This is a genomic window from Periweissella fabalis (assembly GCF_012396505.1).
Lineage (GTDB): Bacteria > Bacillota > Bacilli > Lactobacillales > Lactobacillaceae > Periweissella > Periweissella fabalis.
This window is the reverse complement of record NZ_JAAXPN010000005.1, coordinates 48,866-74,767: the sequence shown is the minus strand read 5'-3', so window position 1 is coordinate 74,767 and position 25,902 is coordinate 48,866. Positions and strand designations below refer to the sequence as shown.

Annotated in this window: 31 protein-coding genes, 1 tRNA gene and 1 other annotated feature; all 32 genes read left to right on the top strand. The window is 35.7% G+C overall.

The window, feature by feature from the left end:
• The first annotated feature begins 35 nt into the window (after nucleotides 1-35).
• The 32 genes from cls (at nucleotide 36) to HF964_RS05725 (ending at nucleotide 25,815) form a co-directional block, all read left to right on the top strand.
• Nucleotides 36-1,493: a cardiolipin synthase gene (cls, locus tag HF964_RS05880; RefSeq protein WP_168722124.1), complete on the top strand. Its 1,458-nt coding sequence runs from the start codon at nucleotides 36-38 to the stop codon at nucleotides 1,491-1,493.
• A 33-nt stretch (nucleotides 1,494-1,526) separates the two neighbouring features.
• Nucleotides 1,527-2,792: an EF-P 5-aminopentanol modification-associated protein YfmF gene (gene yfmF / locus HF964_RS05875; protein ID WP_168722123.1), complete on the top strand. Its 1,266-nt coding sequence runs from the start codon at nucleotides 1,527-1,529 to the stop codon at nucleotides 2,790-2,792.
• Nucleotides 2,779-4,074: an EF-P 5-aminopentanol modification-associated protein YfmH gene (gene yfmH / locus HF964_RS05870; RefSeq protein WP_168722122.1), complete on the top strand. Its 1,296-nt coding sequence runs from the start codon at nucleotides 2,779-2,781 to the stop codon at nucleotides 4,072-4,074. The genes yfmF and yfmH overlap by 14 nt, the downstream gene beginning before the upstream one ends.
• A 116-nt stretch (nucleotides 4,075-4,190) precedes the next feature.
• Entirely contained in the window at nucleotides 4,191-5,117 is a 927-nt protein-coding gene (locus HF964_RS05865) for a helix-turn-helix domain-containing protein (protein ID WP_168722121.1), read from the top strand.
• A 2-nt stretch (nucleotides 5,118-5,119) separates the two neighbouring features.
• Entirely contained in the window at nucleotides 5,120-5,704 is a 585-nt protein-coding gene (pgsA, locus tag HF964_RS05860) for a CDP-diacylglycerol--glycerol-3-phosphate 3-phosphatidyltransferase (protein WP_168722120.1), read from the top strand.
• Nucleotides 5,705-5,840: 136 nt separating this feature from the next.
• Complete coding sequence (locus tag HF964_RS05855) at nucleotides 5,841-7,103, top strand: competence/damage-inducible protein A (RefSeq protein WP_168722119.1); 1,263 nt, start codon at nucleotides 5,841-5,843, stop codon at nucleotides 7,101-7,103.
• 84 nt (nucleotides 7,104-7,187) lie between these two features.
• A complete protein-coding gene (gene recA, locus HF964_RS05850; RefSeq protein WP_168722118.1) occupies nucleotides 7,188-8,261 on the top strand; it encodes a recombinase RecA in 1,074 nt (357 codons plus the stop codon).
• A 179-nt stretch (nucleotides 8,262-8,440) separates the two neighbouring features.
• The gene (locus tag HF964_RS05845; protein WP_168722117.1) at nucleotides 8,441-9,298 is read left to right on the top strand and encodes a bifunctional 5,10-methylenetetrahydrofolate dehydrogenase/5,10-methenyltetrahydrofolate cyclohydrolase; all 858 of its coding nucleotides are present in this window, start codon (nucleotides 8,441-8,443) and stop codon (nucleotides 9,296-9,298) included.
• 12 nt (nucleotides 9,299-9,310) lie between these two features.
• The gene (gene xseA / locus HF964_RS05840) at nucleotides 9,311-10,645 is read left to right on the top strand and encodes an exodeoxyribonuclease VII large subunit (RefSeq protein ID WP_168722116.1); all 1,335 of its coding nucleotides are present in this window, start codon (nucleotides 9,311-9,313) and stop codon (nucleotides 10,643-10,645) included.
• A 1-nt stretch (nucleotide 10,646) separates the two neighbouring features.
• A complete protein-coding gene (locus HF964_RS05835) occupies nucleotides 10,647-10,880 on the top strand; it encodes an exodeoxyribonuclease VII small subunit (protein WP_168722115.1) in 234 nt (77 codons plus the stop codon).
• A gap of 11 nt (nucleotides 10,881-10,891) precedes the next feature.
• Nucleotides 10,892-11,752 carry a polyprenyl synthetase family protein gene (locus HF964_RS05830; protein ID WP_168722114.1) on the top strand — a complete coding sequence of 287 codons (861 nt, stop codon included), beginning with the start codon at nucleotides 10,892-10,894 and terminating at the stop codon, nucleotides 11,750-11,752.
• A gap of 2 nt (nucleotides 11,753-11,754) precedes the next feature.
• Nucleotides 11,755-12,603 carry a TlyA family RNA methyltransferase gene (locus HF964_RS05825; protein WP_168722113.1) on the top strand — a complete coding sequence of 283 codons (849 nt, stop codon included), beginning with the start codon at nucleotides 11,755-11,757 and terminating at the stop codon, nucleotides 12,601-12,603.
• Complete coding sequence (locus HF964_RS05820; RefSeq protein WP_168722112.1) at nucleotides 12,600-13,052, top strand: arginine repressor; 453 nt, start codon at nucleotides 12,600-12,602, stop codon at nucleotides 13,050-13,052. The genes HF964_RS05825 and HF964_RS05820 overlap by 4 nt, the downstream gene beginning before the upstream one ends.
• 23 nt (nucleotides 13,053-13,075) lie before the next feature.
• Complete coding sequence (recN, locus tag HF964_RS05815; protein WP_168722111.1) at nucleotides 13,076-14,776, top strand: DNA repair protein RecN; 1,701 nt, start codon at nucleotides 13,076-13,078, stop codon at nucleotides 14,774-14,776.
• Nucleotides 14,769-15,164: an MFS transporter gene (locus tag HF964_RS05810; RefSeq protein ID WP_168722110.1), complete on the top strand. Its 396-nt coding sequence runs from the start codon at nucleotides 14,769-14,771 to the stop codon at nucleotides 15,162-15,164. Before recN ends, HF964_RS05810 begins: the two co-directional genes overlap by 8 nt.
• A 112-nt stretch (nucleotides 15,165-15,276) precedes the next feature.
• Nucleotides 15,277-15,409 (top strand) — a sequence feature (ribosomal protein L20 leader region).
• Between the two features lie 56 nt (nucleotides 15,410-15,465).
• A complete protein-coding gene (infC, locus tag HF964_RS05805; protein ID WP_168722164.1) occupies nucleotides 15,466-15,963 on the top strand; it encodes a translation initiation factor IF-3 in 498 nt (165 codons plus the stop codon).
• A 58-nt stretch (nucleotides 15,964-16,021) separates the two neighbouring features.
• Nucleotides 16,022-16,219 carry a 50S ribosomal protein L35 gene (gene rpmI / locus HF964_RS05800; protein ID WP_168722109.1) on the top strand — a complete coding sequence of 66 codons (198 nt, stop codon included), beginning with the start codon at nucleotides 16,022-16,024 and terminating at the stop codon, nucleotides 16,217-16,219.
• Between the two features lie 53 nt (nucleotides 16,220-16,272).
• Nucleotides 16,273-16,632, top strand: coding sequence for a 50S ribosomal protein L20 (rplT, locus tag HF964_RS05795; RefSeq protein WP_168722108.1), 360 nt, complete (start codon nucleotides 16,273-16,275; stop codon nucleotides 16,630-16,632).
• 91 nt (nucleotides 16,633-16,723) lie between these two features.
• Nucleotides 16,724-17,056: a hypothetical protein gene (locus HF964_RS05790; protein ID WP_168722107.1), complete on the top strand. Its 333-nt coding sequence runs from the start codon at nucleotides 16,724-16,726 to the stop codon at nucleotides 17,054-17,056.
• Nucleotides 17,057-17,149: 93 nt separating this feature from the next.
• On the top strand, nucleotides 17,150-17,680 hold the full coding sequence (locus tag HF964_RS05785) for a YqeG family HAD IIIA-type phosphatase (RefSeq protein WP_168722106.1): 531 nt from the start codon (nucleotides 17,150-17,152) through the stop codon (nucleotides 17,678-17,680).
• Nucleotides 17,673-18,809 (top strand): ribosome biogenesis GTPase YqeH, encoded by a 1,137-nt coding sequence (gene yqeH, locus HF964_RS05780; protein WP_168722105.1) that lies wholly within the window; start codon nucleotides 17,673-17,675, stop codon nucleotides 18,807-18,809. The genes HF964_RS05785 and yqeH overlap by 8 nt, the downstream gene beginning before the upstream one ends.
• A 16-nt stretch (nucleotides 18,810-18,825) precedes the next feature.
• The gene (yhbY, locus tag HF964_RS05775; RefSeq protein WP_168722104.1) at nucleotides 18,826-19,140 is read left to right on the top strand and encodes a ribosome assembly RNA-binding protein YhbY; all 315 of its coding nucleotides are present in this window, start codon (nucleotides 18,826-18,828) and stop codon (nucleotides 19,138-19,140) included.
• 35 nt (nucleotides 19,141-19,175) lie between these two features.
• The gene (locus HF964_RS05770) at nucleotides 19,176-19,817 is read left to right on the top strand and encodes a nicotinate-nucleotide adenylyltransferase (protein ID WP_420850126.1); all 642 of its coding nucleotides are present in this window, start codon (nucleotides 19,176-19,178) and stop codon (nucleotides 19,815-19,817) included.
• The gene (gene yqeK / locus HF964_RS05765) at nucleotides 19,804-20,406 is read left to right on the top strand and encodes a bis(5'-nucleosyl)-tetraphosphatase (symmetrical) YqeK (protein ID WP_168722102.1); all 603 of its coding nucleotides are present in this window, start codon (nucleotides 19,804-19,806) and stop codon (nucleotides 20,404-20,406) included. The genes HF964_RS05770 and yqeK overlap by 14 nt, the downstream gene beginning before the upstream one ends.
• Nucleotides 20,407-20,448: 42 nt before the next feature.
• Nucleotides 20,449-20,808: a ribosome silencing factor gene (rsfS, locus tag HF964_RS05760; protein ID WP_168722101.1), complete on the top strand. Its 360-nt coding sequence runs from the start codon at nucleotides 20,449-20,451 to the stop codon at nucleotides 20,806-20,808.
• Between the two features lie 2 nt (nucleotides 20,809-20,810).
• On the top strand, nucleotides 20,811-21,554 hold the full coding sequence (locus HF964_RS05755; RefSeq protein WP_168722100.1) for a class I SAM-dependent DNA methyltransferase: 744 nt from the start codon (nucleotides 20,811-20,813) through the stop codon (nucleotides 21,552-21,554).
• 57 nt (nucleotides 21,555-21,611) lie between these two features.
• Nucleotides 21,612-22,148 carry a 3'-5' exonuclease gene (locus HF964_RS05750; RefSeq protein WP_168722099.1) on the top strand — a complete coding sequence of 179 codons (537 nt, stop codon included), beginning with the start codon at nucleotides 21,612-21,614 and terminating at the stop codon, nucleotides 22,146-22,148.
• Between the two features lie 60 nt (nucleotides 22,149-22,208).
• A tRNA-Leu gene (locus HF964_RS05745) sits at nucleotides 22,209-22,292 on the top strand.
• Nucleotides 22,293-22,750: 458 nt separating this feature from the next.
• The gene (locus tag HF964_RS05740) at nucleotides 22,751-23,668 is read left to right on the top strand and encodes an ATP-binding cassette domain-containing protein (RefSeq protein ID WP_168722098.1); all 918 of its coding nucleotides are present in this window, start codon (nucleotides 22,751-22,753) and stop codon (nucleotides 23,666-23,668) included.
• Entirely contained in the window at nucleotides 23,665-24,471 is an 807-nt protein-coding gene (locus HF964_RS05735; RefSeq protein ID WP_168722097.1) for an ABC transporter permease, read from the top strand. Before HF964_RS05740 ends, HF964_RS05735 begins: the two co-directional genes overlap by 4 nt.
• 209 nt (nucleotides 24,472-24,680) lie before the next feature.
• Entirely contained in the window at nucleotides 24,681-25,568 is an 888-nt protein-coding gene (locus HF964_RS05730) for a 3-hydroxyacyl-CoA dehydrogenase (protein ID WP_168722163.1), read from the top strand.
• A gap of 28 nt (nucleotides 25,569-25,596) precedes the next feature.
• Nucleotides 25,597-25,815 carry a 3-hydroxyacyl-CoA dehydrogenase NAD-binding domain-containing protein gene (locus HF964_RS05725; protein WP_168722096.1) on the top strand — a complete coding sequence of 73 codons (219 nt, stop codon included), beginning with the start codon at nucleotides 25,597-25,599 and terminating at the stop codon, nucleotides 25,813-25,815.
• The last annotated feature ends 87 nt before the right edge of the window (nucleotides 25,816-25,902 follow it).

The window sequence follows — 25,902 nt, the reverse complement described above, 5'->3', positions numbered from 1 at the left end:
AAAGGTTTATTAAAAAATTAGGGGGACTACTTATCATGGATGTATTACTAATCGTTGAAATTACAACATTGATAGTAATAATTAATACCATTGTGGCAGTAATAACAGTTTTTCATGAAAAACGTGATATTTCAGCAATTTGGGCCTGGTTATTAGTTTTAATTGTTTTTCCGATTATTGGCTTTTTTGTTTATGCTATTTTTGGTCGCAAAATGACTGATAAAAAAATTTTTAATATGAAGTCGCAAATCAGATTAGGGATTGATACTATTGTTACTAATCAAGAATTACGTTTAAATAGTTCGCAATTCACGGAGACCCAAAAGATAACTAAAAGCGCCAAAGAATTAGTGAATATGTTTTTGAAAACTGATAAAGCAATTTTAACTGAACAAAATCATGTTGAAATATTTACAGATGGTAAAGAAAAATTTGCTAGTTTATTTAGGGATTTACAGCAGGCACAGCATCATATTAATATCGAATATTTCACAATACGCAATGATAAAACTGGACAGAAATTAGTCCAAATTCTAGAAGAACGTGCAGCAGCTGGTATTCGGGTTCGGGTGATTTATGATCAATTTGGCTCGCATGGCCGCAATAAAAAATTATTCAAGAAATTAGTTGAACTTGGCGGAGAAGTAGAACCATTTTTGGCAAGCCGATTTCAAATCTTAACTTTTCGGGTTAATTTTCGTGACCACCGCAAGCTAGTAGTTATAGATGGTAAGATTGGGTATATTGGCGGCTTTAATGTATCTAATCAGTATATTGAGCCTTCAAAGAAATTTGGTTATTGGCGTGATACTCATTTACGAATTCAAGGTGATGGTGTCTTAGCATTACAATCACGTTTCTTTCTAGATTGGAATGCTACCCATAAGACAAGTCGAGTTGAATTTAATGATAAGTATTTTCCACGAGCAACAACGATTAATGGCTCAACGGCGATGCAAATTGTTTCTTCAGGCCCTGACAGTGATTTACAACAAATTAAACGAGGGTATATGCAAATGATTGCCACTGCAAGAGAATCAATTCTAATTCAAACCCCATATTTTATTCCAGATAGTGGGATGTTAGAAGTTATTCAGAATGCTTCATTATCAGGCATTGATGTGCATGTTATGATTCCAAGTGTTCCTGATCATCCATTTGTATATCAAGCAACTAAATATTATGCAAATGAAATTCTTCAATGTGGTGCAAGTGTATCAACTTATAATGGTGGTTTCTTACATGCTAAAGTACTAGTTGTTGATGGTAAAATGGCGTCAGTAGGTTCAGCTAATTTTGATATTCGTTCATTTAGACTCAATTTTGAAGGCAATGCATTTATGTATGACAAAAAGGTAGCACAAGAGTTACAAAATATTTTCAATGAAGATTTAAAAAGATGTACACCATTAACATTACAAGATTTTTTAAATCAATCATTATGGCAAAGCTTTAAACAGCGTTTTAGTCGGTTATTAAGTCCGATACTATAAATATTATTTAATTAAGAAACCGAGGAAACAATATTGGATTTTGAATTACGTGAAGGGGTTCGACTACATATATTACCGAACCAACAATTTAAGACGACACAGATTGTGGTCAATTTGACAACTAAGCATCAACAAACAACGATAACTAAACGGTCACTTCTGGCAAATATATTGGAATTAGGAACCCAACGATATCCTGATCAAACTAAAATTGCTCAAAAATTAGCGAGTATGTATGGTGCTAATTTCGGGACTGATTTGCAAAAATATGGGCAATTACATAGTTTCAGGTTTATGATGCGGATTGTAAATGAAAAATTTTTACAAACCTCAGATAACTTACTCACTGAAGCAGTTGCCTTTTTACAAGATGCTATTTTTAATCCGCTTACTGAAAATAATCAATTTAATCAGGCTATTTTTGATCGGGAAAAGGAAAATATGCAAGCTGACTTTGAAGCCCTTGTCGACGATAAACAAAGTTATGCTAACAGTCAACTAGCTCAACTTTATTTTCAAAATGAGATGGCAATTCCGAGTTATGGTCAAATTAATGATTTAACACCTTTAACAGCTGAAAATTTGTACACCTATTATCAAACAATGTTAGCAGAAGACTTAATTGATATTTTTGTGATAGGCGATGTTGATGAACAACAAATAGTTACGCTTTTTGAAAAATTACCATTTTCACCACGGCCAGTTATAGATATTAAATTAAACTATCAACAACCATTAAAAGAAACTGTTAGTCAAAAAATTGAACAACAGCCACTGAAGCAAGCTAAATTAAATATGGCATTTCAGATTCCACACCAAAATGCCCCAATTGAGCGATACGCAGCAATTGTATTGAATGCATTATTAGGTGGCTATCCGTTATCAAAATTATTTGTAAATGTGCGTGAAAAGGCCAGTTTAGCCTATTATGCTCAAAGTGGCGTAAGCTTAGCAACACAAACGCTGACGGTTCAAACGGGAATTCAAAGTAGTGATTTATCACGCGTAATTGCACTAGTTCAAGAACAAGTTGTAGCAATTCAACAAGGTGATTTTACTGAAGAAGAAATTCAACAAATTATTGCTTATTTGATTAATTCATTTGAAGCATCACTTGATTCACCGCGTTCGATTGTTGAACGTGCAACAATTCAAGCACTCAGTAAAAAAGTAACAGCACCTGCGCAATGGGTAGCTAATTTACAAAAAGTAACTAAAGAAGATGTACAGCATCTTGCACAAAAAATTAAATTACAAGCAATTTTTGCCTTGGTGGAGGAAAATTATGAAACAAATTAATTATCCAAATTTAGAAGAAAAGCTCTACACCAAGCAGTTAACGAATGGGTTGACAGTTAACTTGTTGCCTAAAAAAGGATTTCATAAAACTTATGCGGTAATGACAACTGACTTTGGAGCGTTAGACTTAAGTTTTATTCCTATTGGTGATAAAGAAATGCAAACAATGCCAGCAGGGATTGCGCACTTTTTAGAACATAAATTATTTGAAAAGGCTGACTATGATGCATTTGCCTTATTTGGCAAGTATGGTGCCAATGCTAATGCTTACACGAGTTTTACGCGCACAAGTTATTTATTTTCAACAACGCGGCGTTTACATGAAAATTTAGATATCCTATTAGATTTTGTTCAGGATCCATATTTTTCTAAAGAATCAGTCGCAAAAGAGCAAGGTATTATTGGCCAGGAAATTCAAATGTACGCCGATGAACCCAATTGGCAAGTATATACAAATTTGTTAGGTGCAATGTATCCTAACCAAGCATTGAGTGAAGATATTGCAGGAACAATTCCATCAATAGAAGAAATTACTCCTGAGATGTTGTATACGACATATGCGACTTTTTATCAACCAAGTAATATGAATTTATTTATTGTGGGTAACTTTGACGTTACCGAAACTTTAACGTGGATTGAAGCTAATCAAACTAACAAAAAATTTGTGCCAGCACAAAAAATTAAACGTGGTAATAATGTTATTGAAAATAATGTTATTCCTGAGATGACATTGAATCTGAATGTTCAACGACCTAAAGTTGCTATTGGAATTCGAGGATATGATCAATTACCAGCTGGTATTGAAGGTTTGAAATATAGTTTGGCTATTAGCTTAGCTTTTGATTTATTATTTGGTGATACAGGTAAACATTATCAAACACTTTATAATAATGGTATTATTGATGATAGTTTTAGTTATGATTTTGAAGCACAACGTGGCTTCCATTTCGCAACAATTAGTAGTGAAACGCAACAAGCAACAGAATTTAAAACAAATATATTAGATATCTTAACTCATGGATTTAGCGAGTTGTCTGCAGTTGCTGATAATTTTGATTTAATCAAAAAAGAAGCCCTAGGTAGTAATTTTGGCATGTTAAATTCTTTAGAAGCAATTGCTAATCAGTATGATGGTGAATTATTTGATGGAGCCAATCTTTTAGATGAAGTTGGCTTACTTGAAAATTTGACATTTACTGATGTCCTAAATTACTTTAAAATATTCATTGATGCTAGTCAAATAACCACGATTACAGTTCAACCTAGAGAAGATAATAACTGATAGCAAATAAACTAAAATTAGTTGGTAAAAGTATAAAATCGACACTAAATGAATAAAAAAATTATGCTATACTAAATTGTATGTATAAGTAGATCAGTATGGAGAAGTGTGTAGACATGAGTGAACAACGCAACATTGAAATTGGGGAAAAGCTTCGGGCAGCCCGTTTGGAAAAAGGATTCACGTTGGATGATATTCAACAAAGTACAAAAATTCAAAAACGCTATTTGAATGCCATTGAAAATGGGGACTTTGATCAATTACCGGGAGATTTTTATGTCCGGGCTTTTACTAAACAATTTGCCCAAGCAGTTGGTATTGATGCGGATGAACTTTTAGTTAATGCCCCAAAAGAGGTTATTGAACCAACTACAGATCTAAGTAATTCACGCACTGATTTAGATAATGTTACCCGTACAGGGATGGATATGGAGCCAACTAAGGCAGACAAGATTCAATCATTTGTTCCTAAAATTATCATCGGTGTGCTAGTAGTTGTAGTCCTATTAGTTATCTGGGTAATTGCTAACTCCCTTTCGACTAAGTCTAATAGCCAACAAAATGCGGATAATTCTTCAGTATCTGTTTCGAGTTCAAAAGTAAATAAAGCTGATAAAGTTGCTGATAGTTCGTCAAAAGCATCTTCAGAGAAAAAGCCAACTAAAAAAGCAAAATCAGAAGATAAAGCAAAAGATTTAAAAATATCTGATGGTCAAGTCACTGGTAATGAAACTAGTTTTAATGTGACCGGAGCTGATGCAGTTAGCAAGGATCATACAATGGTAATCAGTTCAAAAAATCGTACATGGGTAACGGTTCGAGTTAATGGATCAAGTGTTGTTAATCAAATGATTCAAGCTGGCGATTCAAAAGAAGTTAGTTTACCAGCTAACACAACCGCTGTAAAAGTAACGTCTGGCTTTGCAACTGGTACAAGTATTCAATTAGATAAACAAGATGTAAATATTCCTGATAGTTCAAGCTTGACACGTAACTACGACTTTAATTTTGCCGCTGGAAGCGATGCAAAGGATGATAATTAATTATGAATTTACCAAATAAATTAACTGTTTTTCGAATTTTTTTAATTCCAATATTTATCTTATTATTGGTTATACCATCACTGGGAACGATGAATTTTCTTGGTGCAACTAATACATCAATAAATCAAGTTATTGCAGGTGTAGTCTTTATTATCGCTTCATTAACCGATTTGCTTGACGGTAAAATTGCACGTGCCCGTAAATTAGTAACTAACTTTGGTAAGTTTGCCGATCCATTGGCAGATAAATTGTTGGTTATGACGGCGTTAATTTTCTTAGTTCAATTTGGTAAGGCCAGTGCGTGGGTTATCTCAATTATTGTTATTCGTGAATTAGCAGTTACAGGGCTACGCTTATTGATTGTCGAAAACAATGGTCAGGTGATGGCAGCTGCTTATCCAGGTAAAATTAAAACAACTACACAGATGATTGCGATTATCCTATTTTATTTTAATAACGCCTTTTTCAATCCATTTAATATCCCAATGGCAGAAATTATGCTATGGATTGCACTATTCTTTACTGTTTATTCAGGTCTTGACTATTTTATTCAAAATCGCAGTGTCTTTAGCGATGGATTCAAATAATTAACTTAAAAACATTAGCTTGCTACTTAATTAAATCTTGCTAATGTTTTTTTGTGTTTTTAAGCGTTTTTTTTGCTAAAATTAAGAACATAAAGACTGAAGAAGTACGTAGTATATTTCATAAGGGAGGTTAGCAATGCAAGCTGAAATAATTGCAGTTGGAACAGAGATTCTATTAGGGCAAATTACAGATACTAATAGTCCCTTAGTAGCCAGATTATTAGCAACTCTTGATATCGATACCTATTATCAAACAGTAGTTGGTGATAATCGTACACGGCTCTTGTCAGCACTTGATATCGCACAGAAACGAGCAGAGTTAATTATTACAATTGGTGGGTTAGGACCAACACCAGATGATTTGACTAAACAAACAGTTGCCGAATTTGTCAATCAAAAGCTAATTGAAGATCAAGTTGCATTAGATAAAATTCTTGACTATCATGCTCGTACGCAACGACCAATGTCAGAAAATAATCGTTTGCAAGCGTTATATATGGCCGATGGTGTACCTTTAAAAAATGAAGCTGGATTTGCTGTAGGGTGTTTTTACCAAAACCCAAATGTGCCTGACATTTTATTACTTCCTGGACCACCTTGGGAATTAGAGCCGATGCTAGTTAAACATGCATTACCACTGTTAGCAGAGAAATATCAACAATCGGGAGTTTTATTTTCACGAGTGCTCCGTTTTTATGGGATTGGTGAATCTCGTTTGGTTACACAATTAGCCAATTTGATTGAACAACAAACGAACCCAACTATTGCACCGTATGCTAAAGCCCATGAAGTGACTTTACGAATTACGGCTCAAGCGGCAACAAGAGATGAAGCAATTAAACTAATTGATAAAATGGAAGCTGATATCATGCTAGAGGTGGGTGACTACTTCTATGGTTATGGTGATGATTTTTCTTTAGAAGAGTGCGTAGGACAGCTATTAATTGATAGTAACTTGCATATCACTGCTGCTGAAAGTATGACGGCCGGATTATTCCAAAGTACATTAGGTAAAGTAGCTGGTATTTCACAAGTGTTCGATGGTGGTTTTGTCACTTATTCACCAGCTACTAAAGTCGCATTGCTTGACGTTAATGCGGAAATTATTGGCCAACATGGTGTTGTTAGCGAAGCAACCGCGTGTGCAATGGCTCAAGGTGCTAAAGATAAATTAGGTACAGATATTGCAATTAGTTTTACCGGTGTTGCATCTGGTGAATTAGAGTCTCAACCGGTAGGAACCGTCTGGATTGGTATTGCCTTTGAAGATGAACCTGTCGAAGCAGTATTATATCATTTTGGGACAGAACGCCAAAAAAATCGTGAACGTGCAGTTATGGCAGGCCTTGATTTAGTACGGCGGAAAATTTTAGGCTTGCCCTTAGTGAAGTATAAATAAAAACATTTGTTCGATTTAGCTTGCCTTTTGGCGAACGTAAAGGTAAGATAACTATATTGAAAAGTAGTGAATGGAGGAACCGATTTGGCTGATGAACGTAAAGCAGCACTTGATGCTGCACTAAAAAAGATCGAAAAGAATTTTGGTAAAGGTTCAATTATGCGTTTGGGTGAAAATGCACAAACGCAGATTTCTACAGTACCATCTGGGTCATTGAAACTTGATATTGCATTGGGAGTTGGCGGTTATCCCAAGGGACGAATTATTGAAATTTACGGACCTGAATCATCTGGTAAGACAACTTTAGCTTTACATGCAGTTGCTGAGATCCAAAAAGCTGGGGGAACTGCAGCTTATATCGATGCTGAAAATGCATTAGACTCTAAATATGCCGAAAATTTGGGTGTCAATATTGACGACTTACTTTTATCACAACCCGATACTGGTGAACAAGGGTTAGAAATTGCTGATGCCTTGGTTTCTTCTGGTGCTATTGATATTTTAGTTGTTGATTCGGTTGCGGCATTAGTTCCACGTGCTGAAATCGAAGGTGAGATGGGTGATGCTCACGTTGGTTTACAAGCACGATTAATGTCACAAGCATTACGTAAGCTTTCAGGATCAATTAACAAAACAGGAACTATTGCAATTTTTATCAATCAAATTCGTGAAAAAGTTGGTGTTATGTTTGGGAACCCAGAAACTACACCTGGTGGCCGAGCATTGAAATTTTATTCAACTGTTCGTTTAGAAGTACGTCGTTCTGCACAAATTAAAGATGGAACTGACATTATAGGTAATAATACTAAAATTAAAGTTGTTAAAAATAAGGTTGCACCACCATTTAAAGTAGCAGAAGTTGATATCATGTATGGTGAAGGGGTATCCCAAACTGGTGAATTAATTGATTTAGCAGTTGAAAAAGATATCGTTGATAAATCCGGCTCATGGTTTGCATATAATGGTGAACGTGTTGGTCAAGGACGTGAAAATGTTAAACGATACCTTGATTCAGAAGAACATGCCGATATGCGTCTAGAAATCTATAATCGCGTACGTTCAGCATATGGAATTGGTGATGACGTAGAGGACACTTATGATGAAAAATCAGGCTCTGAAGATGGTGAATCAACAATTTTAAATAGTAGTGAAGATTAATAAGAAGAAAGTTCATACTTATAAAGTGTGAACTTTTTTGCGTAAAAAATAAATTTTACGTAATTTAATTGAATAATCAATATTTAATTGATAATCAATAGAAATTATCCAATATATCAGCAATCAATATCCTAAAAATGTTATAATTAAGCACTATTATTTGTGAAAGGGATTTTAAAATGACGAAATTAATTGATGGAAAACAGGTTGCCGAAAACCTTAAAGTACAAATTGCTAGTAGTGTAAAAAAGTTGATAGCATTGGGAATTACACCAGGAATTGCAGTAATTCTAGTCGGCGATGATCCAGCTTCACAAATTTATGTTCGAAATAAACAGCGAGCTGCCGAAAAGCTGGGCATTGATTCAGAAGTAATTACCTTTCCAGCAACGGTAAGTGAAGAAAAAATACTAGCTAAAATTAACGGATTAAATGCTAATCCAGCAATTGATGCGATTTTAGTTCAATCACCGTTACCAGATCACATTGATGAACATCATATTCAAAGTGCTATTGCACCTGAAAAAGATGTTGATGGTTTTCATGCGCATAATGTAGGAGCATTATTTGCTAATTCTGAAGGCTATTATCCAATGGCTAATACGCCACGAGGAATTATGACCTTGCTAAAAGAATATGTGCCTGACTTAACTGGTAAAAACGCTTTAGTAATTGGTCGCTCGATTTTAGTGGGCCGGCCAATGATGGCTATGTTAAATAACGCGAATGCGACAGTAACTTTAGCTCATCGGCATACCAAGAACTTGGCACAATTAGTTGCAACTGCAGATGTGATTATTGTGGCAGTTGGTAAACCACATTTTCTCAAAATGAGTGCTGCTAAGGCAGATGCTGTTGTAATAGATGTTGGTATTAATCGCTTAGAAGATGGCCAATTAGTTGGTGACGTATTAGATGATATGCCGGATTCAGAACAATTATTAACACCGGTTCCTGGGGGCGTTGGTCCGATGACGATTGCAACTTTGATGCAAACGACAATTGAGTTGGCACAACAACACAGTATATTTGAATAATTGGCAATAATTATGGAAAAACAACAGTATTTATCAATTAGTGGATTGACAAAGTATTTAAAACGTAAATTTGATGCAGATCCGTATTTAGAAAAGGTTTTTTTAACTGGCGAAATTTCAAATTGGCGTTTACGCCCGACTCATCAATATTTTAGTTTAAAAGATGATAATGCTAAAATTAATGCAACGATGTTTCAAGGTAATTTTAAAAAGGTTAAATTCCAACCAGAAGAAGGGATGAAGGTTTTGGTTACCGGTCGTATTTCATTATACGGTCCATCGGGATCTTATCAGATTATAGTAGACTCAATGCAACCAGATGGAGTTGGGGCACTTTATCAAGCCTATGAACAATTAAAGCAGAAATTACAAGTTGAAGGTTTATTTGATCGCCCTAAAAAATCATTACCACGTTTCCCTAAACGAATAGCGGTAATTACTTCACCCAGTGGGGCCGTGATTCGTGACATTATAACAACAACACAACGACGTTATCCAATTGCACAATTAGTATTGTACCCGGCAGTTGTACAAGGTGATAATGCAGTTGCTAGTTTGGTTGAACGGTTACATCAAGTTGCACAAGCAGATTATGATGTAGTAATTATTGGCCGAGGTGGTGGATCGATTGAAGATTTATGGCCATTCAATGAAGAAGCAGTTGCACGGGCAATTGTTAGCATGCCTATGCCAGTTATAAGCTCCGTGGGTCATGAAACGGACACCACCATTGCTGACTTAGTGGCGGATATACGTGCAGCGACACCTACTGCTGCTGCAGAATTAGCTACACCACGATTAGATGAAGAAATAATTAATTTACAACAACTAGAAAGTCGCTTGCAAACAGCGATGCTTAATCGTGTAAAATTCGCTAAACAACAAGTTGCTCGGCAGATGAATTCAGTGGTATTTAGTAATCCACAGCGTCTGTATGATGGCTATGTTCAACGAGTTGATTTAGCCAATGAGCGATTAATTAAAGCGTTTCAACAGCGGATTGCTAATGCTAATAATCGGTATCAGTTGGCAACACATCGGATACCATTATTACAGTATCGCCAACAAATAGTACAATTAGTTAAACATATTAATGTGACTGATCGGCAATTAATACAAGCAAGCTCGCAGATTCTTAAAGATAAGCAACAACAAGTAGCTAAGCAAATGCAAGCATTAAATTTAGTATCGCCACTAAATATTTTAAACCGAGGATACGCATTGGCTTCAATAGATGGCCAAGTTATCAAACGAACGACCGATGTTGAAATTGATGAACAAATTACATTGCGAGTAAGTGATGGGACTGTGACAGCCAAAGTTACTGATATTAGGAAGGAATCTTAAAATGGCAACTAATGATAAAAAAACATTTGAAGAAAATTTAACAGATCTTGAAGCAATCGTAGCACGCTTAGAACGTGGCGATGTACCACTTGAAGAGGCATTAAATCAATTTCAAGCTGGGATAGCTTTAAGTAAAGATTTACAAAAAACATTAACAGAAGCTGAAAAAACATTAACAAAAATGATTAATGAACAAGGGCAAGTAGTTGCCTTTGATACCAGCGACGCTAATTAAGGATTATAATTATGCAAAAATATCAAAACTTCTATGAGGAATATGTGCCCAAAATTGAATACACAATGGATCAAGCATTATTAAAGTTAGCCGCACCTACTTGTTTGCTTGAAGCAATGCGTTATTCAGTAAATGCCGGTGGTAAAAGGCTTCGACCAATTATGACATTGGCAATTTATCAGGCTTTTGGTGGTGAAATTAACGAAGATATAATTCAAATTGCATGTGCAGTTGAATTAATTCATACTTATTCATTAATCCATGATGATTTGCCTGCTATGGATAACGATGATTTTCGACGTGGAAAGCTTACTAATCACAAAAAATTTGGTGAAGCTCAAGCAATTTTAGCTGGGGATGGTTTATTAACTTTAGCTTTTAGTTGGATTGCCGAAAGTAAGATTGACGATACTAGTAAGATAAAGCTGATGACAAGTTTGGCCCATAACGCGGGACCAATTGGTATGGTGGGTGGCCAAGTTAGCGACATGCTTGGAAATGAGTTGAATTATTCACATGAGCAATTAGTTGCAGTTCATAATTTAAAAACAGGTGCATTAATCAGTTATGCAGCACTTGCAGGTGGTATTTTGGCCCAAGTATCAGAGGATATTGAGCAAGAACTAAAAATGTTTGGATTAAATTATGGTTTGGCTTTCCAAATTGAAGATGATATTTTAGATGTAAATGATAGTGTGGATGTTGAAAAAAATACCTATCCACATTTACTAGGAATGGTCGGTGCTCAAAAAGAGTTAGCGACTATTATAAACCAAACACAACAGTCATTGACAACAATTGCTAGTATGCAATCATTTGATTACGAATTGGTGGCAGGATTATTGAGTTATTTTGAAAGGAAAAATGATTAAGGATGGCGGATAAGGAACGCGTCGATATTTTATTAGTACAACAAGGGGTATTTCCAACCCGAGAACAAGCAAAGCGAGCGATTATGGCCGGCCTTGTTCTTGGTGCAAACGAAGAACGTTTAGATAAAGCAGGTGTTAAAATACCGGTAACGACAGAACTACATTTAAAAGGGACTCCTATGCCATATGTTTCGCGTGGAGGCTTTAAATTAGCGAAGGCATTGACAGCTTTTAATATTGATGTCACTGATCGAATTGTGTTAGATATTGGCTCTTCAACTGGTGGCTTTACGGATGTTGTATTGCAAAACGGTGCAAAAAAATCATATGCATTAGATGTTGGTACAAATCAATTAGCTTGGAAACTACGCTCTGATGAACGCGTTATTGTAATGGAAAATACGAATTTTCGTTATTCAAAATTAGCTGACTTTACAGAAGGTCAACCTAATTTTGCGACTATAGACGTTTCGTTTATTTCATTACATCTTATTTTGCCACCGCTTCGTGATATCATTGCTACCAATGGTGAAGTTATCGCCTTAATTAAACCACAATTTGAAGCAGGACGTGAAAATGTTGGGAAACATGGTATCGTTCGAAATCCTGCCGTGCATAAAGCTGTTCTTGAAGATATTATAAACTTTGCGATTTCTGCTGGCTTTACGGTTGAACATTTAGATTTTTCACCGATTAAAGGTGGAGAAGGAAATATTGAATTTTTAGCACACTTGAAAGCAGCTGATGCACCAGTAATATCTACTAATGTAAATATTGATGATGTTCAAGCAAGTGCTTATGATCAATTAAATCGAAAAGAGGACAACCTTGAAAAGGGGAATGAGCAATGAGAAAGCAAGAACGACATGATCTAATTAGAAGATTAGTACAATCGCAATCATTTGAACGGCAAGATCAATTAGTATATGCAATTGAAGAACAGATTGGTAAAAAAGTTACCCAAGCAACTATTAGCCGTGATTTGCGCGAACTTAACCTGATTAAAGTTCGTAATAATAATGGTAATTTCAATTATCAATTTGCACCAAATGAATTTTCTTTGGATCGTAATCGCCTAGCACGGTTACTAAGCCGAAATATTGAATCATTAGCGTTACAGGATTCGATGATTTTATTAAAGGTAATTCCAGGTACAGGAGAAGTGATAGGTAACTTAATTGAGGCTATGGATATTGATGAAATTTTTGCTGTGATGGTTAATGATGCAAAAGTTATGTTATTTATTAAAGATCAATGTGATAGTAAAATTGTTGCCAATAAAATTCGGGATTTGCTCTAATAATAATGTGAGGAGATGATGGAATGCTGCAAGAGTTGTCAATTGATAATTTTGCGATAATCCCCCATCTGCAAGTTGATTTCAACCATGGTATGACGGTCCTTTCAGGTGAAACTGGTGCCGGTAAATCAATTATAATTGATGCGGTTGGGTTACTTGCTGGTGGTCGTGGTTCGCAAGAATTTATTCGTACAGGTAGCCCAAAAGCTGTTTTGCAGGCATCGTTTATTATCGATACTACAAATCATAAATTTATGCAACTTTTAGCTGATTTAGGGATTGAAGCGGGCGATGCACAACTGATTATTCAGCGTGAAATACATCGTAGTGGGCGCAATGTCATTCGCGTAAATGGAATGCTATTAAATCTAACAACATTAAAACAAATTGGTGAATTTCTAGTTGATATTCATGGGCAAAATGAGCATCAAGAATTGATGCAACCTGAAAAGCATTTAGGAATGCTTGATCAATACATTGGTGAGAGTTTAATTGAGTTAAAAGAACAATATCAACAGGCTTTTCGTGAGTACCGTAAAGTATTAAAGGCTGTTAAAGAGAAACAACAAAATCAGCAAGCTTGGGCACAACGCTTTGATATGTTGAAGTTTCAAGTTGAAGAACTGGAAGAAGCTGATTTAATAGCCGGTGAGGAAGAGCAATTATTAGCAGAGCGTAGTCGATTAAATAATTTTCAAAAAATTATGGGTGCACTTGAATTAGTTAATGTTAAATTAAGCGGTAGTGAAGAAACCGGTGCACTTGACAATCTTGGTGAAGCAATGCAAGCAATGCAAAGCATTGAAAGTATTGATGAGAGTTATCAAGAAATTAGTGAGACAATTGATAGCAGTTTTTATGCTTTACAAGAAGTTGTCAAAGATGTTAGCAATCAAATTGATTTGCTTGAATATGATGAAGAACGATTGAACCAAATTGAGCAACGGCTTGATTTGCTTCATCAATTGGAACGTAAATATGGCCCTGATGTAGAAGCAATGTTAGCATATTTAGCTAAAATCAAAGCTGAATTTCTACAAATGGAAAATATGGGGGCTAACAGTGATCAGTTGGACGAACAACTCAATAAGCTTATAACACAATTAACCACTTTAGGAAATCAACTTTCGACGTTGCGACAAAAGAATGCAAAGACGTTGGCTGAAAAAATTCATCAGCAATTAAAAGATTTGTATATGGAAAAAGCTCGTTTTAGTGTTAATTTAGGCCAACGTACTGATTTTCAATTAGATGGACTAGATGATGTTGAATTTTATATTCAAACTAATCCTGGTGAAAGTGCTAAACCATTAGCTAAGATTGCGTCTGGTGGTGAATTGTCACGAATGATGTTAGCAATGAAAACAATTTTTGCACAAAATCAAGGTGTGATGTCAATTGTTTTTGATGAAGTTGATACTGGTGTGTCTGGCCGAGTTGCACAAGCAATTGCTGAAAAAATTGCAACTATTGCCAAACATTCACAAGTACTAACTATCACGCATTTACCACAGGTTGCAGCAATGGCTGATCAACATTATTTAATTCAAAAGACAGTTATTAATGAGCGTACCGAAACTTCTATTAGTCCACTTGATGAACAGCAGCGAGCGAGTGAATTAGCACGTATGATTAGTGGTACAGAAGTAACCGACTTATCATTAGCTAATGCAACTGAATTACTGGCACTTGCGATTAGCAAGAAAAAGGAGTCGTATGAATAAGATAATTGGCATGTTTCGATTAGAACCGCTTGTTAAGTTGGATGATTTGTGGCGTGCAGCTTACCGTAATGGCTATGATAAGCCGCGATTATTGCGCCGGCTTGGGATGTATGAAATGTTATGGTTTCTTATTTGGGCAATTTTCACATATCGTACAGTACAAGATAAAATTGCATTATTGGGCTTAGCCATGTTAATCGTTTGGTTGTTTTGGATGGGATTTGGTCCGATAGTTTCAATTATTGATGCCGACACTAATCGGATTAGAAGGTTGAAGCGAAATGATTATCGTCGTTATCGGCAACAAATACGCGGCAAACTTCCTTTTCCAAAACCTAGTGAAGTTGGCATTGGAGCCGGTGAAAAATTACCACTACAAAAAAAATAAAATGATAGTGCCTGTTAACAAGTTTTGTGGTACAATCAGTATTGTTAGTCTAAAGGTAAGTTAAAAATGCTTGACATACCTTTAGGTTTACGGTAAGATATATTTTGTTGAGAAAACAAAGTAGGAGCACCCGCTTCTCGCCTCAGTGATAATTGTGTTGCTAGGCTTGATATTCTTTAAAACCATGATGAATGATTTTATAAGCGGGTTTGCGTAATTTTTTACGCGAACCCTCTTTTGTTTTCACGCAAAATAAAATTTGGAGGACAAAACCATAGCACAAGCTCGACCACAACAAGATTTGATTAATGATAAAATTCGCGCACGTGAAGTTCGCTTGATTACAGATGCTGGCGACAAGGGTATTATGCCTACGTCAGAAGCTTTGAAACTCGCTGAAGATCAAGATTTGGATTTGGTGTTAGTACAAGCTAACGCTAAGCCACCGGTCGCTAAAATCATGGATTATGGGAAATTCAAGTTTGATGCTCAAAAGCGTCAACGTGAAGCTCGTAAGAACCAAAAAATCGTCACTGTTAAGGAAGTTCGACTTTCACCAGTTATCGATGAAAATGATTTTAACACCCGTTTGAAAGCAGCGCTTAAGTTCTTGGGTCAAGGTAACAAAGTTAAAGCGTCAATTCGTTTTAAGGGACGTGCCATTACGCACAAGGAAATTGGACGTGCTGTCTTAGATCGTTTAGCGGAAGCAACTGCTGAAGTTGCTAAAGTAGAACAACGTGCAAAGATGGACGGTCGTAGCATGTTCTTGGTTCTTGCGCCAAAAGATAGCAAGTAGAACAACATCTACGAGCTAATAAAAGAAAGCTACTAAATTATTTGGAGGAATTGTAATTATGCCTAAGCAAAAGACACACCGCGCTTCAGCAAAGCGTTTCAAGAAGACTGCCAATGGTGGTTTGAAGTCAGGTAACGCCTTTACTTCACACCGTTTCCACGGTAAGACTAAGAAGCAACGTCGTCAACTTCGTGGTACTTCAATGATGAACCACACTACTTTGAAGACTTACAACAAGCTTCTTTCAACTATCTAATTTTAAATTTAAAACGTAAACAAAAAAACAAGTATTTTTAGGAGGACTTTCCCATGCGTGTTAAGGGTGGAACAGTGACGCGTGCTCGTCGCAAGAAAATGATTAAGTTGGCTAAGGGTTACCGTGGTCAACGTCACATCAACTTTAAGGTTGCTAAGCAATCAGTTATGCAATCTTACTACTACGCATTCCGTGACCGTCGTAAGACTAAGAGCAACTTCCGTAAATTATGGATTGCTCGTATCAATGCGGCTGCTCGTATTAACGGTTTGTCATACAGCAAGTTTATGCACGGTTTGGCACTTTCAGGTTCAGCATTGAACCGTAAGATGTTAGCTGACATTGCAGTTACTGACGAAGCATCATTTGCTAAGTTAGCTGAAACTGCTAAAAAAGCACTTGAAACTAAGTAATTAAAAAAGAGTTGTGAGTTGAATTCTCTACAACTCTTTTTTATTTGCATGCTAAAATAGAAGAGAAGTTATTTTATGGAGGCAAACTTTGATGAGTAAAGAAACAATATTTTCAGCAATACAGGATTTTTGTAATCGTGATTCACGAGTTCGAACATTGGGGCAAACAGATACAAACGAGTTTGATTTGAGTCTTACGTTGTTTGTTACTCAACTTTCGCTATTTAATAATACAACGTGGCTAGAGTTTCTCCCACCATACGAGTTAGTTGAGACTAGTTTGACAAATGACGCAACGACACCAACTTTAATAAGGTTGAAATTTGTAAATAATATTGAAATTACACTTGTCGTCGCACCGGTATTTATGAAAGCCAGTTTTTTGTTGAACTCTGATAATAAAATAATTGTCGACAAAGATTAATGGCTAGCTTGTAAACTAGTTTTTAACAACAAAATACTCTATAATATAGTAATTGCATAAAAGTGAAAAGTGATAAATAAAAGGATAATTTGAATGATAAATAAATTTGCACCGACTTGGATGGTTGATGTTATTTATAATGTCACGCCAGAGCAATTAAAGGCGCAAGGCATTAAAGCTGTGTTAACTGACTTAGATAACACGCTAATTGCATGGAATAATCCCGAAGGAACCAACGAATTACGGCAGTGGCTACGTGATTTGGAGCAAGCTGGAATTCCATTAATTGTAGTTTCTAATAATTCAGAAGAACGAATTAGTAAGGCAGTCGCTCCATTAGGTGCACAGTATGTTTCACGAGCTTTAAAACCTTTGACACGTGGAATTAAACAAGCTATTCGTCAATTGGATTTGAAACCAAATGAAGTAGTTATGGTTGGCGATCAATTAATGACTGATATTTGGGCAGCTAATAACGCCGGGATTAGAAGCATTTTAGTAAAACCGTTGATTGAAACTGATCAATGGAATACCCGTATTAACCGCTTTATTGAAAAGCCGGTTAAACGTTCAATGTTGAAGAAGTTTCCGAACTTGAAATGGATGGATAAGATTAATGACTGATGAAGAATTACAAGAAGCCCTTGCTGATGGTATTAACTGTGTTGGCTGTGGGGTTCAATTACAAACTGTGCACAAAGGTGAATTGGGTTTTACACCAATGAGTGCTTTGAAAAAAGGGCTGGAAAGTGACGAAGTATATTGCCAACGTTGCTTCCGGTTACGACATTATAATGAGATTCAGCCAGTTTCACTAACTGATGATGATTTTCGGCGCTTACTTGGACAGATTGCTGATACAAAATCTTTGATCGTGTATGTGGTTGATATCTTTGACTTTACCGGTTCATTAATTCCAGGTTTACATCGCTTTGTTGGTGACAACCCGGTCCTATTAGTAGGAAATAAAGCTGATGTAATGCCAAGTTCATTGAAACGGACTAAACTAACTGATTGGATGCGGCAACAAGCAAACATCAATGGAATTCGACCAATTGATGTAGCACTAGTATCAGCGGCTAAAAATCACTCTATAGATCAATTATTAGCTAAGATTGATAAATATCGTGATGGTCGCGATGTATACGTTGTTGGAGTTACCAATGTTGGTAAATCAACATTGATTAATGCCATTATTAAACAACAAACTGGTATCCAAGATTTAATTACAACGTCACGCTTTCCTGGGACAACATTAGATAAGATTGAAATTCCATTTGATGATAATACTAGTTTGATTGATACACCAGGGATTATCCATCAAGATCAAATGGCTCATTACCTTGGTGCTAAAGAGTTAAAATATGTGTCACCACAAAAAGAATTGAAGCCGGTTGTATTTCAACTGAATGCCGAACAAACATTATTCTTCGGTGGTTTAGCACGATTAGACTTTATTCAAGGTGAGCGGAGTCCTTTTGTAGCATATTTTGAAAATAATTTGATGATTCACCGGACTAAGTTAGCTAACGCTGATAGTTTCTATCAAAAGCATGCTGGTGAATTACTTGTACCACCAACTAGTGATGAAATGGGCGATTTTCCGCCATTACAACGGCACGAATTCCGGACTAAAGTTAAGTCAGATATCGTGATTAATGGTTTAGGATGGGTAACCGTACCAGCAAATGTCACTGTAGCAGGTTGGGCACCCAAGGGCGTTTCAGTCCTGGTGCGTGCAGCCATGATTTAAGAATAGAGAGATAAAAATGAGTACTTTACGTGGAAAACAAAAACGTTACCTTCGGGCACAAGCACATTCAATGCACCCATTGGTTAACGTAGGTAAGAATGGTTTATCAAAGATTTGGTTAGACCAAGTTGAAGATGCAATTGAAAAACGCGAACTATTTAAAATCGCAATTTTGCAAAATGCAGATGTTGATGTTAATGATGTAAAAACATATATTGAGGACAATTCACGAATTGAAATTGTACAAACAATTGGTCGAATCTTAGTTGTGTATAAACGCTCAGATAATCCCGATAATCGTGAATTTTCAAACGAAGTTGATGCAATCTAATTGATATTTTTAATAACAATAGTGAGGTGAACAAAGTGGTGACAACGGTTTTTAAATCAGATGTGGCTCTGGCACTTGAAAGTGAGACTAGTCAAGTTAAGCGTCGAGTTGGTATTATGGGTGGTACTTTTAATCCTATTCATAATGGACATTTAATTATGGCCGAACAAGTGCGATCACAATTGGGATTAGATGAAATTTTATTTATTCCCAATAATATACCACCACATATTGATACTAAAACAGCGATTGATGGTAGTATGCGTGCTAAGTTAATTGAATTAGCGATTAAAGATAATGCAAATTTTGAGTTAGAACGCATCGAATTAAATAAAGGTGGTGTAAGCTATTCAATTGATACTATTATTGAATTAAAACGCCAACATCCAGATACCCAATATTATTTTATCATTGGTGGTGATGAGGTAGCATACCTACCAAAATGGCATCGAATTGATGAACTTATAACGATGATTACTTTTGTTGCGGTTAAACGTAATGGATTTGAACAGCACAGTAAATATCCGGTTATTTGGGTTGATACACCACTTATTGAAATTTCGTCAACAGATATAAGACAGCGAATTATTCAACAACGATCAATCCGCTATTTAGTACCAGTAAAAGTTGCCGAATACATTGTAAAGAATGGATTATATCAAGATGAAAGACATTAATTATCAAAAACATTACTATGCAGGTACACGAGATGAGTTGGTGACAATTTTAGCCGATACTTTGTCTGAATTTCGCTTTCAACATATTTTGCGAGTAGAAGCTAAAGCTCTAGAGTTAGCTGATCATTTTGCGATTACTGACTTAGAGAAAGTTTCTGTTGCTGCGTTAGTCCATGATTATGCCAAAGAACGTTCCGATGATGAGTTTAAAACGATTATTGTGCGTAAGCATCTTGATCAAGATATGTTAAATTGGGGTAATTACGTCTGGCATGGTTTTGTTGGGGCGGAAATGATTCATGATGAATTAGCCATTACTGACGAAGATATTTTAAATGCGGTGCGGCGTCATACGACTGGGGCACCATATATGACAATCTATGATAAATTAATTTTTATGGCTGATTATATTGAGGATGGTCGTGATTTTCCTGGAGTTGATGATTGTCGTGCAACAACGTTTGCTGACCTGGATGCTGGGGTTGCTTGGCAACTTAAGCATACGTTAAACTATCTTTTAACTAAACAAACGCCAATTCATCCAAAAACAGTGTTAACATATAACGCATTTGTTGCAAATAACAAATAAACGCATGGTTAGTCATAACTAACCACAATAAAGAGGTATAAAATGAATTCAGAAAAAATGTTAGAAATTGCCGTTAAAGCCGCTGATAGCAAGCGTGCCGAAGATATCGTGGCCCTTGATGTTCAATCAGTGTCATTACTTGCTGATTACTTTGTAATTATGAATGCTGGTTCAAAGCGTCAAGTTAAGGCGATTGTTGACGAAATTGAAGATCAATTAAACGAAAACGGCATCTTCGCTAAGCAAATCGAAGGTAAGGCTGAAGGTAGTTGGGTATTACTTGATTTTACTGATATTATCGTGCACGTCTTTGATGATGAAACACGTAGCCACTACAACTTAGAAAAACTTTGGGGTGACGCACCTTACGTTGACTTGACTGATTACATCGTTGAGGACTAATTATGGCTAATTATCAAACGTTTGCTCAATTATATGATAATTTGTTTGATGGTGAATTGTATTTACAATGGCGTGATTATGTCCAAGCAAATGTCCCTGATAAGCAAGGTAAATTACTTGATTTAGCTGGTGGTGCTGGTCGCTTGGCCGTTTTATTGGCGCAAGCAGGTTATCAAGATGTGAGTGTCTTTGATTTATCACCAGAAATGTTATCTTTAGCAATGAAACACGCTGAAGAAGCTAAGGTAACGATTCCTTTAATTGAAGGTGATATGACAGAATGGTCAGATTTACCAATTCAATATCAAACCATCACATCATTTGCAGATTCTTTTAACTACTTAGGTAAAAAAGCCCAGTTAAAAGAAACGTTCACCCAAGTTTATCAGCATTTACTTGCGGATGGCCAATTCTTATTTGATATGATTACGCCATATCAAATTAATGAAGTTTATCCGGGGTATATGTATAATTGGCATGATGAAGAAACGGCTTTCTTATGGAGTTCATACGAAGGTGAACGGCCTAATTCCGTTGAACATGAGTTAACGTTCTTTGTTTATCAAGAAGAAATTGATGGTTATCAACAACTTCAAGAATTACACTATGAATATGCCTATACCTTAGCTGAAATTAAGGACCTCTTAGCGGAAGTTGGTTTTAAAGATATTGAAGTACATGCTGATTTTGGCCAAGCACCGGTATCTGACACAACGACGCGATGGTTCTTTAAAGCACGTAAATAAGGAAAAGTTAAAGCGGCCAAGCCTATTAAAGCATGGCCGCTTTTTTGAGGAAAATAAATGTTAGATTTTGTTGCATTAGATTTTGAATTTGGTTTACACATGAACGATCGCATCTCAATTGTTGAAATCGGGATGCAAAAAGTCGTTGGAGGAAAGCTTGTAGATAACTGGCAAACGTTAGTTAATCCAGAGTCTAAATTAGACGGCTACGCATCAGATAACATCCATCATATTTACGCGAGTGATGTTTTATTTGCGCCAACTTTTGCTACGATTTGGCCACAAATTATCGCATTTGTCGGTGATTTACCATTAGTCGTGCATGGCGTTAAAAATGAGCAGCATGCGATTATCACAAATTGCCACTTTTATGATTTGCCACTGCAAGCATTTAAATACATTGATACGTTAACCTTAGCTAAAAAATTATTACCTGATTTACCCAAATATAATGTTAACTATTTAGCCGATTATTTTAAATTACCGATGACGGCGGATCATGCGGCGTTAGATGATGCCCAATTAACGGCCCAAGTGTTAGTCGCAATGCAAACTAAGTACGGGACTGACGTTATTAGTAAAATAATTAAATGATAATTAAAAGCTTTAAAAAGATAGCAAAAACGAGTACACTTAAGTAGTTAGTGATGCTATGCCTATATGGCGGAATTGGCAGACGTGCTGCGTTCAGGTCGCAGTGAGGGCAACCTCGTGCAGGTTCGACTCCTGTTATAGGCAGTAAATTAGATAAAACAAAAGAATTCGTTTGGCAGAGATGCTCGACGAATTTTTTTGTTTTATTTTTATGAGACAAACTTTTTCGGATATTTTAGAAATAAATAGAATTAAAAAGATCTAAACGAATTTATTTTTTATAATAAATGGTTGACATTATCATAATAAAAGTTTTATAATTCTTAGCAACAAGAAATTTATGTGAAAAATCTCATTAAATTCATTCTTGAAAGCTAAAAAATAAGGAGATTACAATGAGAAGTTTAGACGAATTAATTCATGATGGACAGTCGAATGTGTCTGTTATTTATGATTTTATAGTTGATTCAAAGAAATTTTAAAAGAAACAAATGACGACACAAAAAATTTTATGAAAAAATCAGTGTTTGAAAATATAGTTATGTAAATAAACATGAGTATATTAAAATAATTGATTTTATACAGAATTAAAGGAGTTTTTTGTGAGCGAAATTTTAAAAGTAACCAATTTAAACTATCGATACGATAAATCTAAGGGTGATATTCTCAAAAATATCAATTTTTCAATTAATTCTGGCGAAATTATTGCGCTAATTGGATCAAATGGTAGTGGTAAATCCACGTTGATGAATAACATTACCGGTTTCTTAAAACCAACATCTGGGACAGTCCAATATTTTGAGAAAGGTTTTAGTAAATATGATGTTAAGCAACCGTTTGCGTCAATCGGATACTCGCCTCAAATTCAGATGATGGATTGGTATAGTGATGTTTTTGATAATGTAATACTAGGTTCATTACTATTTGGAAACTCAATTAAGGAGTCAAAGCGATTATCGTCTGAAGCGTTGAAAAAAGTAAATTTAGATGCTCAGCAACTTATTAAAAAATTACCGGAAACACTTTCAGGTGGGCAACAACAGCGCGTACAATTAGCGCGGGCGATTGTTCATAATCCAGAATTTTTAATACTTGATGAGCCTACTGTGGGCTTAGATGTTGAGTCGGCAGAAATGTTCTTACAAAGTATTCAAGAAGCTAAGGTTACAGCACTGATTTCTTCACATGATATCAACATTTTAGAAAAATATGCTGATAAATTATTATTTATCGACAAAGGAGAAGTACTATATTTTGGTGACTTACAAACCTTCATTACAAAATATAGTACCCAAGGCTATAAATCAATTGTGTTTACCAGTGATCATACTCCAAAAATAACTGATGAATTGACTGCTCAAATCATCAATTTCAAGTTAGACAATAATAAAGTTGTCGTATTAGCTGAGGATGTTACGGAAACGGTAAAGATACTTATTAAGTATGGAACCGTCGATGAAATTCTTGAATTGAAAAAGAGTTTACGAGATATTTATTATGAAATGAAGGTGAGCAAATGATTAATGCTGAAGATTTTCGAAATAATAGTCATATTGGGATGATAGCGGCAGTTAAGTTTATGGTCATCTCAGAGTTCAATGCATATAAAACCTCCGTGGCGCAGTTGATTAGACAAATCTTAAGTCCAGTATTGTATTTCATTTTTTTAGCTCAAGGATTAGGGGCATTAATATCTAAAATTAGCTTTCTTGGCAATGATGTTGATTATAAAACGTATGTGTTTTTCGGGATATTTGCGTATATATTAATTAATTTTTTTAGTGAAAGTATCTATAGAACCACAGTAGATAAAAGATATGGCCTATTAGCTTTTAAATTGCAAAGTGGGATTAAACCTTTGTACTATGTTATCGGTGGCGGAATATTTTCTGCATTTAGTATGCTATGTCAGACATTAATTTTGTTTATGGTCGCCGTATTTTTTGGCATAAAAGTGCATATAACACTGTATGTGATGGCTGTTTTATTTGCAATCGTGTCGCTATATTTTTGGCGCTCGCTTGGTGTTCTAATAGCGATTGGTATCAAAGACTATCGCACAAGAGATTTAATTATGACTTTTGGGGTACTACCACTTTCTTTTGCAGCACCGGTGTTTTATTCACTTGATCATTCACCGCTCCTAATTAAATTAGTTGCTAGCGTTAATCCGCTTACTTACCAAATACAGGCTATCCGAAGTATTGCCTTTGGAAAATATTCAATATTCAATATTGGTATCTCTTTGATGATAACGATAGTGACAATTTTGATTACCAATGTCATTATTAATAAATTGAATATTTCACTTACTGAGAGGTGAATAGTGGATATTAAGTAGAGTTAGGCCTGTTATAGGCAGTAAATTAGATAAAACAAAAGAATTCGTTTGGCAGAGATGCTCGACGAATTTTTTGTTGGGAAAATGCAAACTAGCAAGCGTTATCGTGATAGTTCAATAATTTGACCCTCATAATTTGACAATGCTATCATCATGGCAGTTACAACTTTAAATTCACTTAAAGGAGAATGCTGATGTTTAAAAAAGTTTTAATTGCTGGTGGTGGTGTGTTAGGTAGTCAAATTGCCTTACAAAATGCAGTACATGGTAAAGAAGTCACCGTTTATGATATTTCAGACGATGCGGTCGCTGCTGCTAAAAAGCGCGTCGCTAGTTTTAAGGATTTACTAGTAGCCGATATTAAGGAAATTAGTGATGAACAAGCACAAGCTGATATTGCTAAAATTACGTATACTTCCGATTTAGCAAGTGCCCTTAAAGGAATTGATTTAGTAATTGAGGCGGTCCCAGAAAGTTTAGCGATTAAAAAAAATTTCTGGAATAAGGCGTCTGAAGCAGCTGATGAACAAACCGTCTTTGCGACAAATTCATCATCATTATTACCAAGTAAGATTGCAGAATTTGTTGATCGACCAACTAAATTTATCGCCTTACACTTTGCCAATATTGTATGGTCACATAATACTGCTGAAATCATGGCCCAACCTAAAACTGATGCTGATTTACCCGCGCAAATGGAAACGTTTGCCCAAGAAATTGGCATGGTGCCGATTTTAGTTAAAAAAGAACAACCAGGTTATGTCCTTAATACCATTTTGATGCCATTTTTAAGTGCCGGCATGCATCTTTGGTATCACGGAATTGCTGATCCAGATAAGATTGATAAGACGTGGATGATTGCAACCGGGTCACCATATGGTCCCTTTGGAATCTTGGATGTTGTGGGCCTTCGCACGGTTGGTAATATTTTAAAAACAAATCAAGATGCCGAATCACAAGGAATTGCTGAAAAATTGCAAAAAGAATTTGTTGATCAAGGTAAGCTAGGAACTGAAACCGGCGAAGGCTTCTACAAGTATCCTAACCCATCATTCCAACAGGCCGACTTTTTGAAGTAAAATAAATTTTTAATTTGGGGGAATTAAAGTGTTAACCAAAGTATTAGTAGCTGGTGGTGGTGTTTTAGGAAGTCAAATTGCACTCCAAAATGCAGTCCATGGTAAACAAGTAACGGTTTATGATGTTGCTGATGACGCAATCACTAAGGCTAAGCAACGGATTGAAAATTATAAAGATTTATTAGTGGCTGATATGGCAGCTATTTCTGACCAAGACGCCACTGCGCGAATTGCGACAATTAAGTAATATACTAGCAAGTTTAATTATAAAAGCTTAGTCGTTGTACAATGACTAAGCTTTTGTTTTTGCCAAGCATTAAATACGTGTTAAGTC

Bases quoted from the DNA above. Each gene is read 5' to 3' on its own strand.
- cls (WP_168722124.1), top strand. From the start codon at position 36: ATGGATGTATTACTAATCGTTGAAATTACAACATTGATAGTAATAATT.
- yfmH (WP_168722122.1), top strand. From the start codon at position 2,779: ATGAAACAAATTAATTATCCAAATTTAGAAGAAAAGCTCTACACCAAG.
- HF964_RS05865 (WP_168722121.1), top strand. From the start codon at position 4,191: ATGAGTGAACAACGCAACATTGAAATTGGGGAAAAGCTTCGGGCAGCC.
- pgsA (WP_168722120.1), top strand. From the start codon at position 5,120: ATGAATTTACCAAATAAATTAACTGTTTTTCGAATTTTTTTAATTCCA.
- HF964_RS05855 (WP_168722119.1), top strand. From the start codon at position 5,841: ATGCAAGCTGAAATAATTGCAGTTGGAACAGAGATTCTATTAGGGCAA.
- HF964_RS05845 (WP_168722117.1), top strand. From the start codon at position 8,441: ATGACGAAATTAATTGATGGAAAACAGGTTGCCGAAAACCTTAAAGTA.
- xseA (WP_168722116.1), top strand. From the start codon at position 9,311: ATGGAAAAACAACAGTATTTATCAATTAGTGGATTGACAAAGTATTTA.
- HF964_RS05835 (WP_168722115.1), top strand. From the start codon at position 10,647: ATGGCAACTAATGATAAAAAAACATTTGAAGAAAATTTAACAGATCTT.
- HF964_RS05830 (WP_168722114.1), top strand. From the start codon at position 10,892: ATGCAAAAATATCAAAACTTCTATGAGGAATATGTGCCCAAAATTGAA.
- HF964_RS05825 (WP_168722113.1), top strand. From the start codon at position 11,755: ATGGCGGATAAGGAACGCGTCGATATTTTATTAGTACAACAAGGGGTA.
- HF964_RS05820 (WP_168722112.1), top strand. From the start codon at position 12,600: ATGAGAAAGCAAGAACGACATGATCTAATTAGAAGATTAGTACAATCG.
- recN (WP_168722111.1), top strand. From the start codon at position 13,076: ATGCTGCAAGAGTTGTCAATTGATAATTTTGCGATAATCCCCCATCTG.
- HF964_RS05810 (WP_168722110.1), top strand. From the start codon at position 14,769: ATGAATAAGATAATTGGCATGTTTCGATTAGAACCGCTTGTTAAGTTG.
- rpmI (WP_168722109.1), top strand. From the start codon at position 16,022: ATGCCTAAGCAAAAGACACACCGCGCTTCAGCAAAGCGTTTCAAGAAG.
- rplT (WP_168722108.1), top strand. From the start codon at position 16,273: ATGCGTGTTAAGGGTGGAACAGTGACGCGTGCTCGTCGCAAGAAAATG.
- HF964_RS05790 (WP_168722107.1), top strand. From the start codon at position 16,724: ATGAGTAAAGAAACAATATTTTCAGCAATACAGGATTTTTGTAATCGT.
- HF964_RS05785 (WP_168722106.1), top strand. From the start codon at position 17,150: ATGATAAATAAATTTGCACCGACTTGGATGGTTGATGTTATTTATAAT.
- yqeH (WP_168722105.1), top strand. From the start codon at position 17,673: ATGACTGATGAAGAATTACAAGAAGCCCTTGCTGATGGTATTAACTGT.
- yhbY (WP_168722104.1), top strand. From the start codon at position 18,826: ATGAGTACTTTACGTGGAAAACAAAAACGTTACCTTCGGGCACAAGCA.
- yqeK (WP_168722102.1), top strand. From the start codon at position 19,804: ATGAAAGACATTAATTATCAAAAACATTACTATGCAGGTACACGAGAT.
- rsfS (WP_168722101.1), top strand. From the start codon at position 20,449: ATGAATTCAGAAAAAATGTTAGAAATTGCCGTTAAAGCCGCTGATAGC.
- HF964_RS05755 (WP_168722100.1), top strand. From the start codon at position 20,811: ATGGCTAATTATCAAACGTTTGCTCAATTATATGATAATTTGTTTGAT.
- HF964_RS05750 (WP_168722099.1), top strand. From the start codon at position 21,612: ATGTTAGATTTTGTTGCATTAGATTTTGAATTTGGTTTACACATGAAC.
- HF964_RS05735 (WP_168722097.1), top strand. From the start codon at position 23,665: ATGATTAATGCTGAAGATTTTCGAAATAATAGTCATATTGGGATGATA.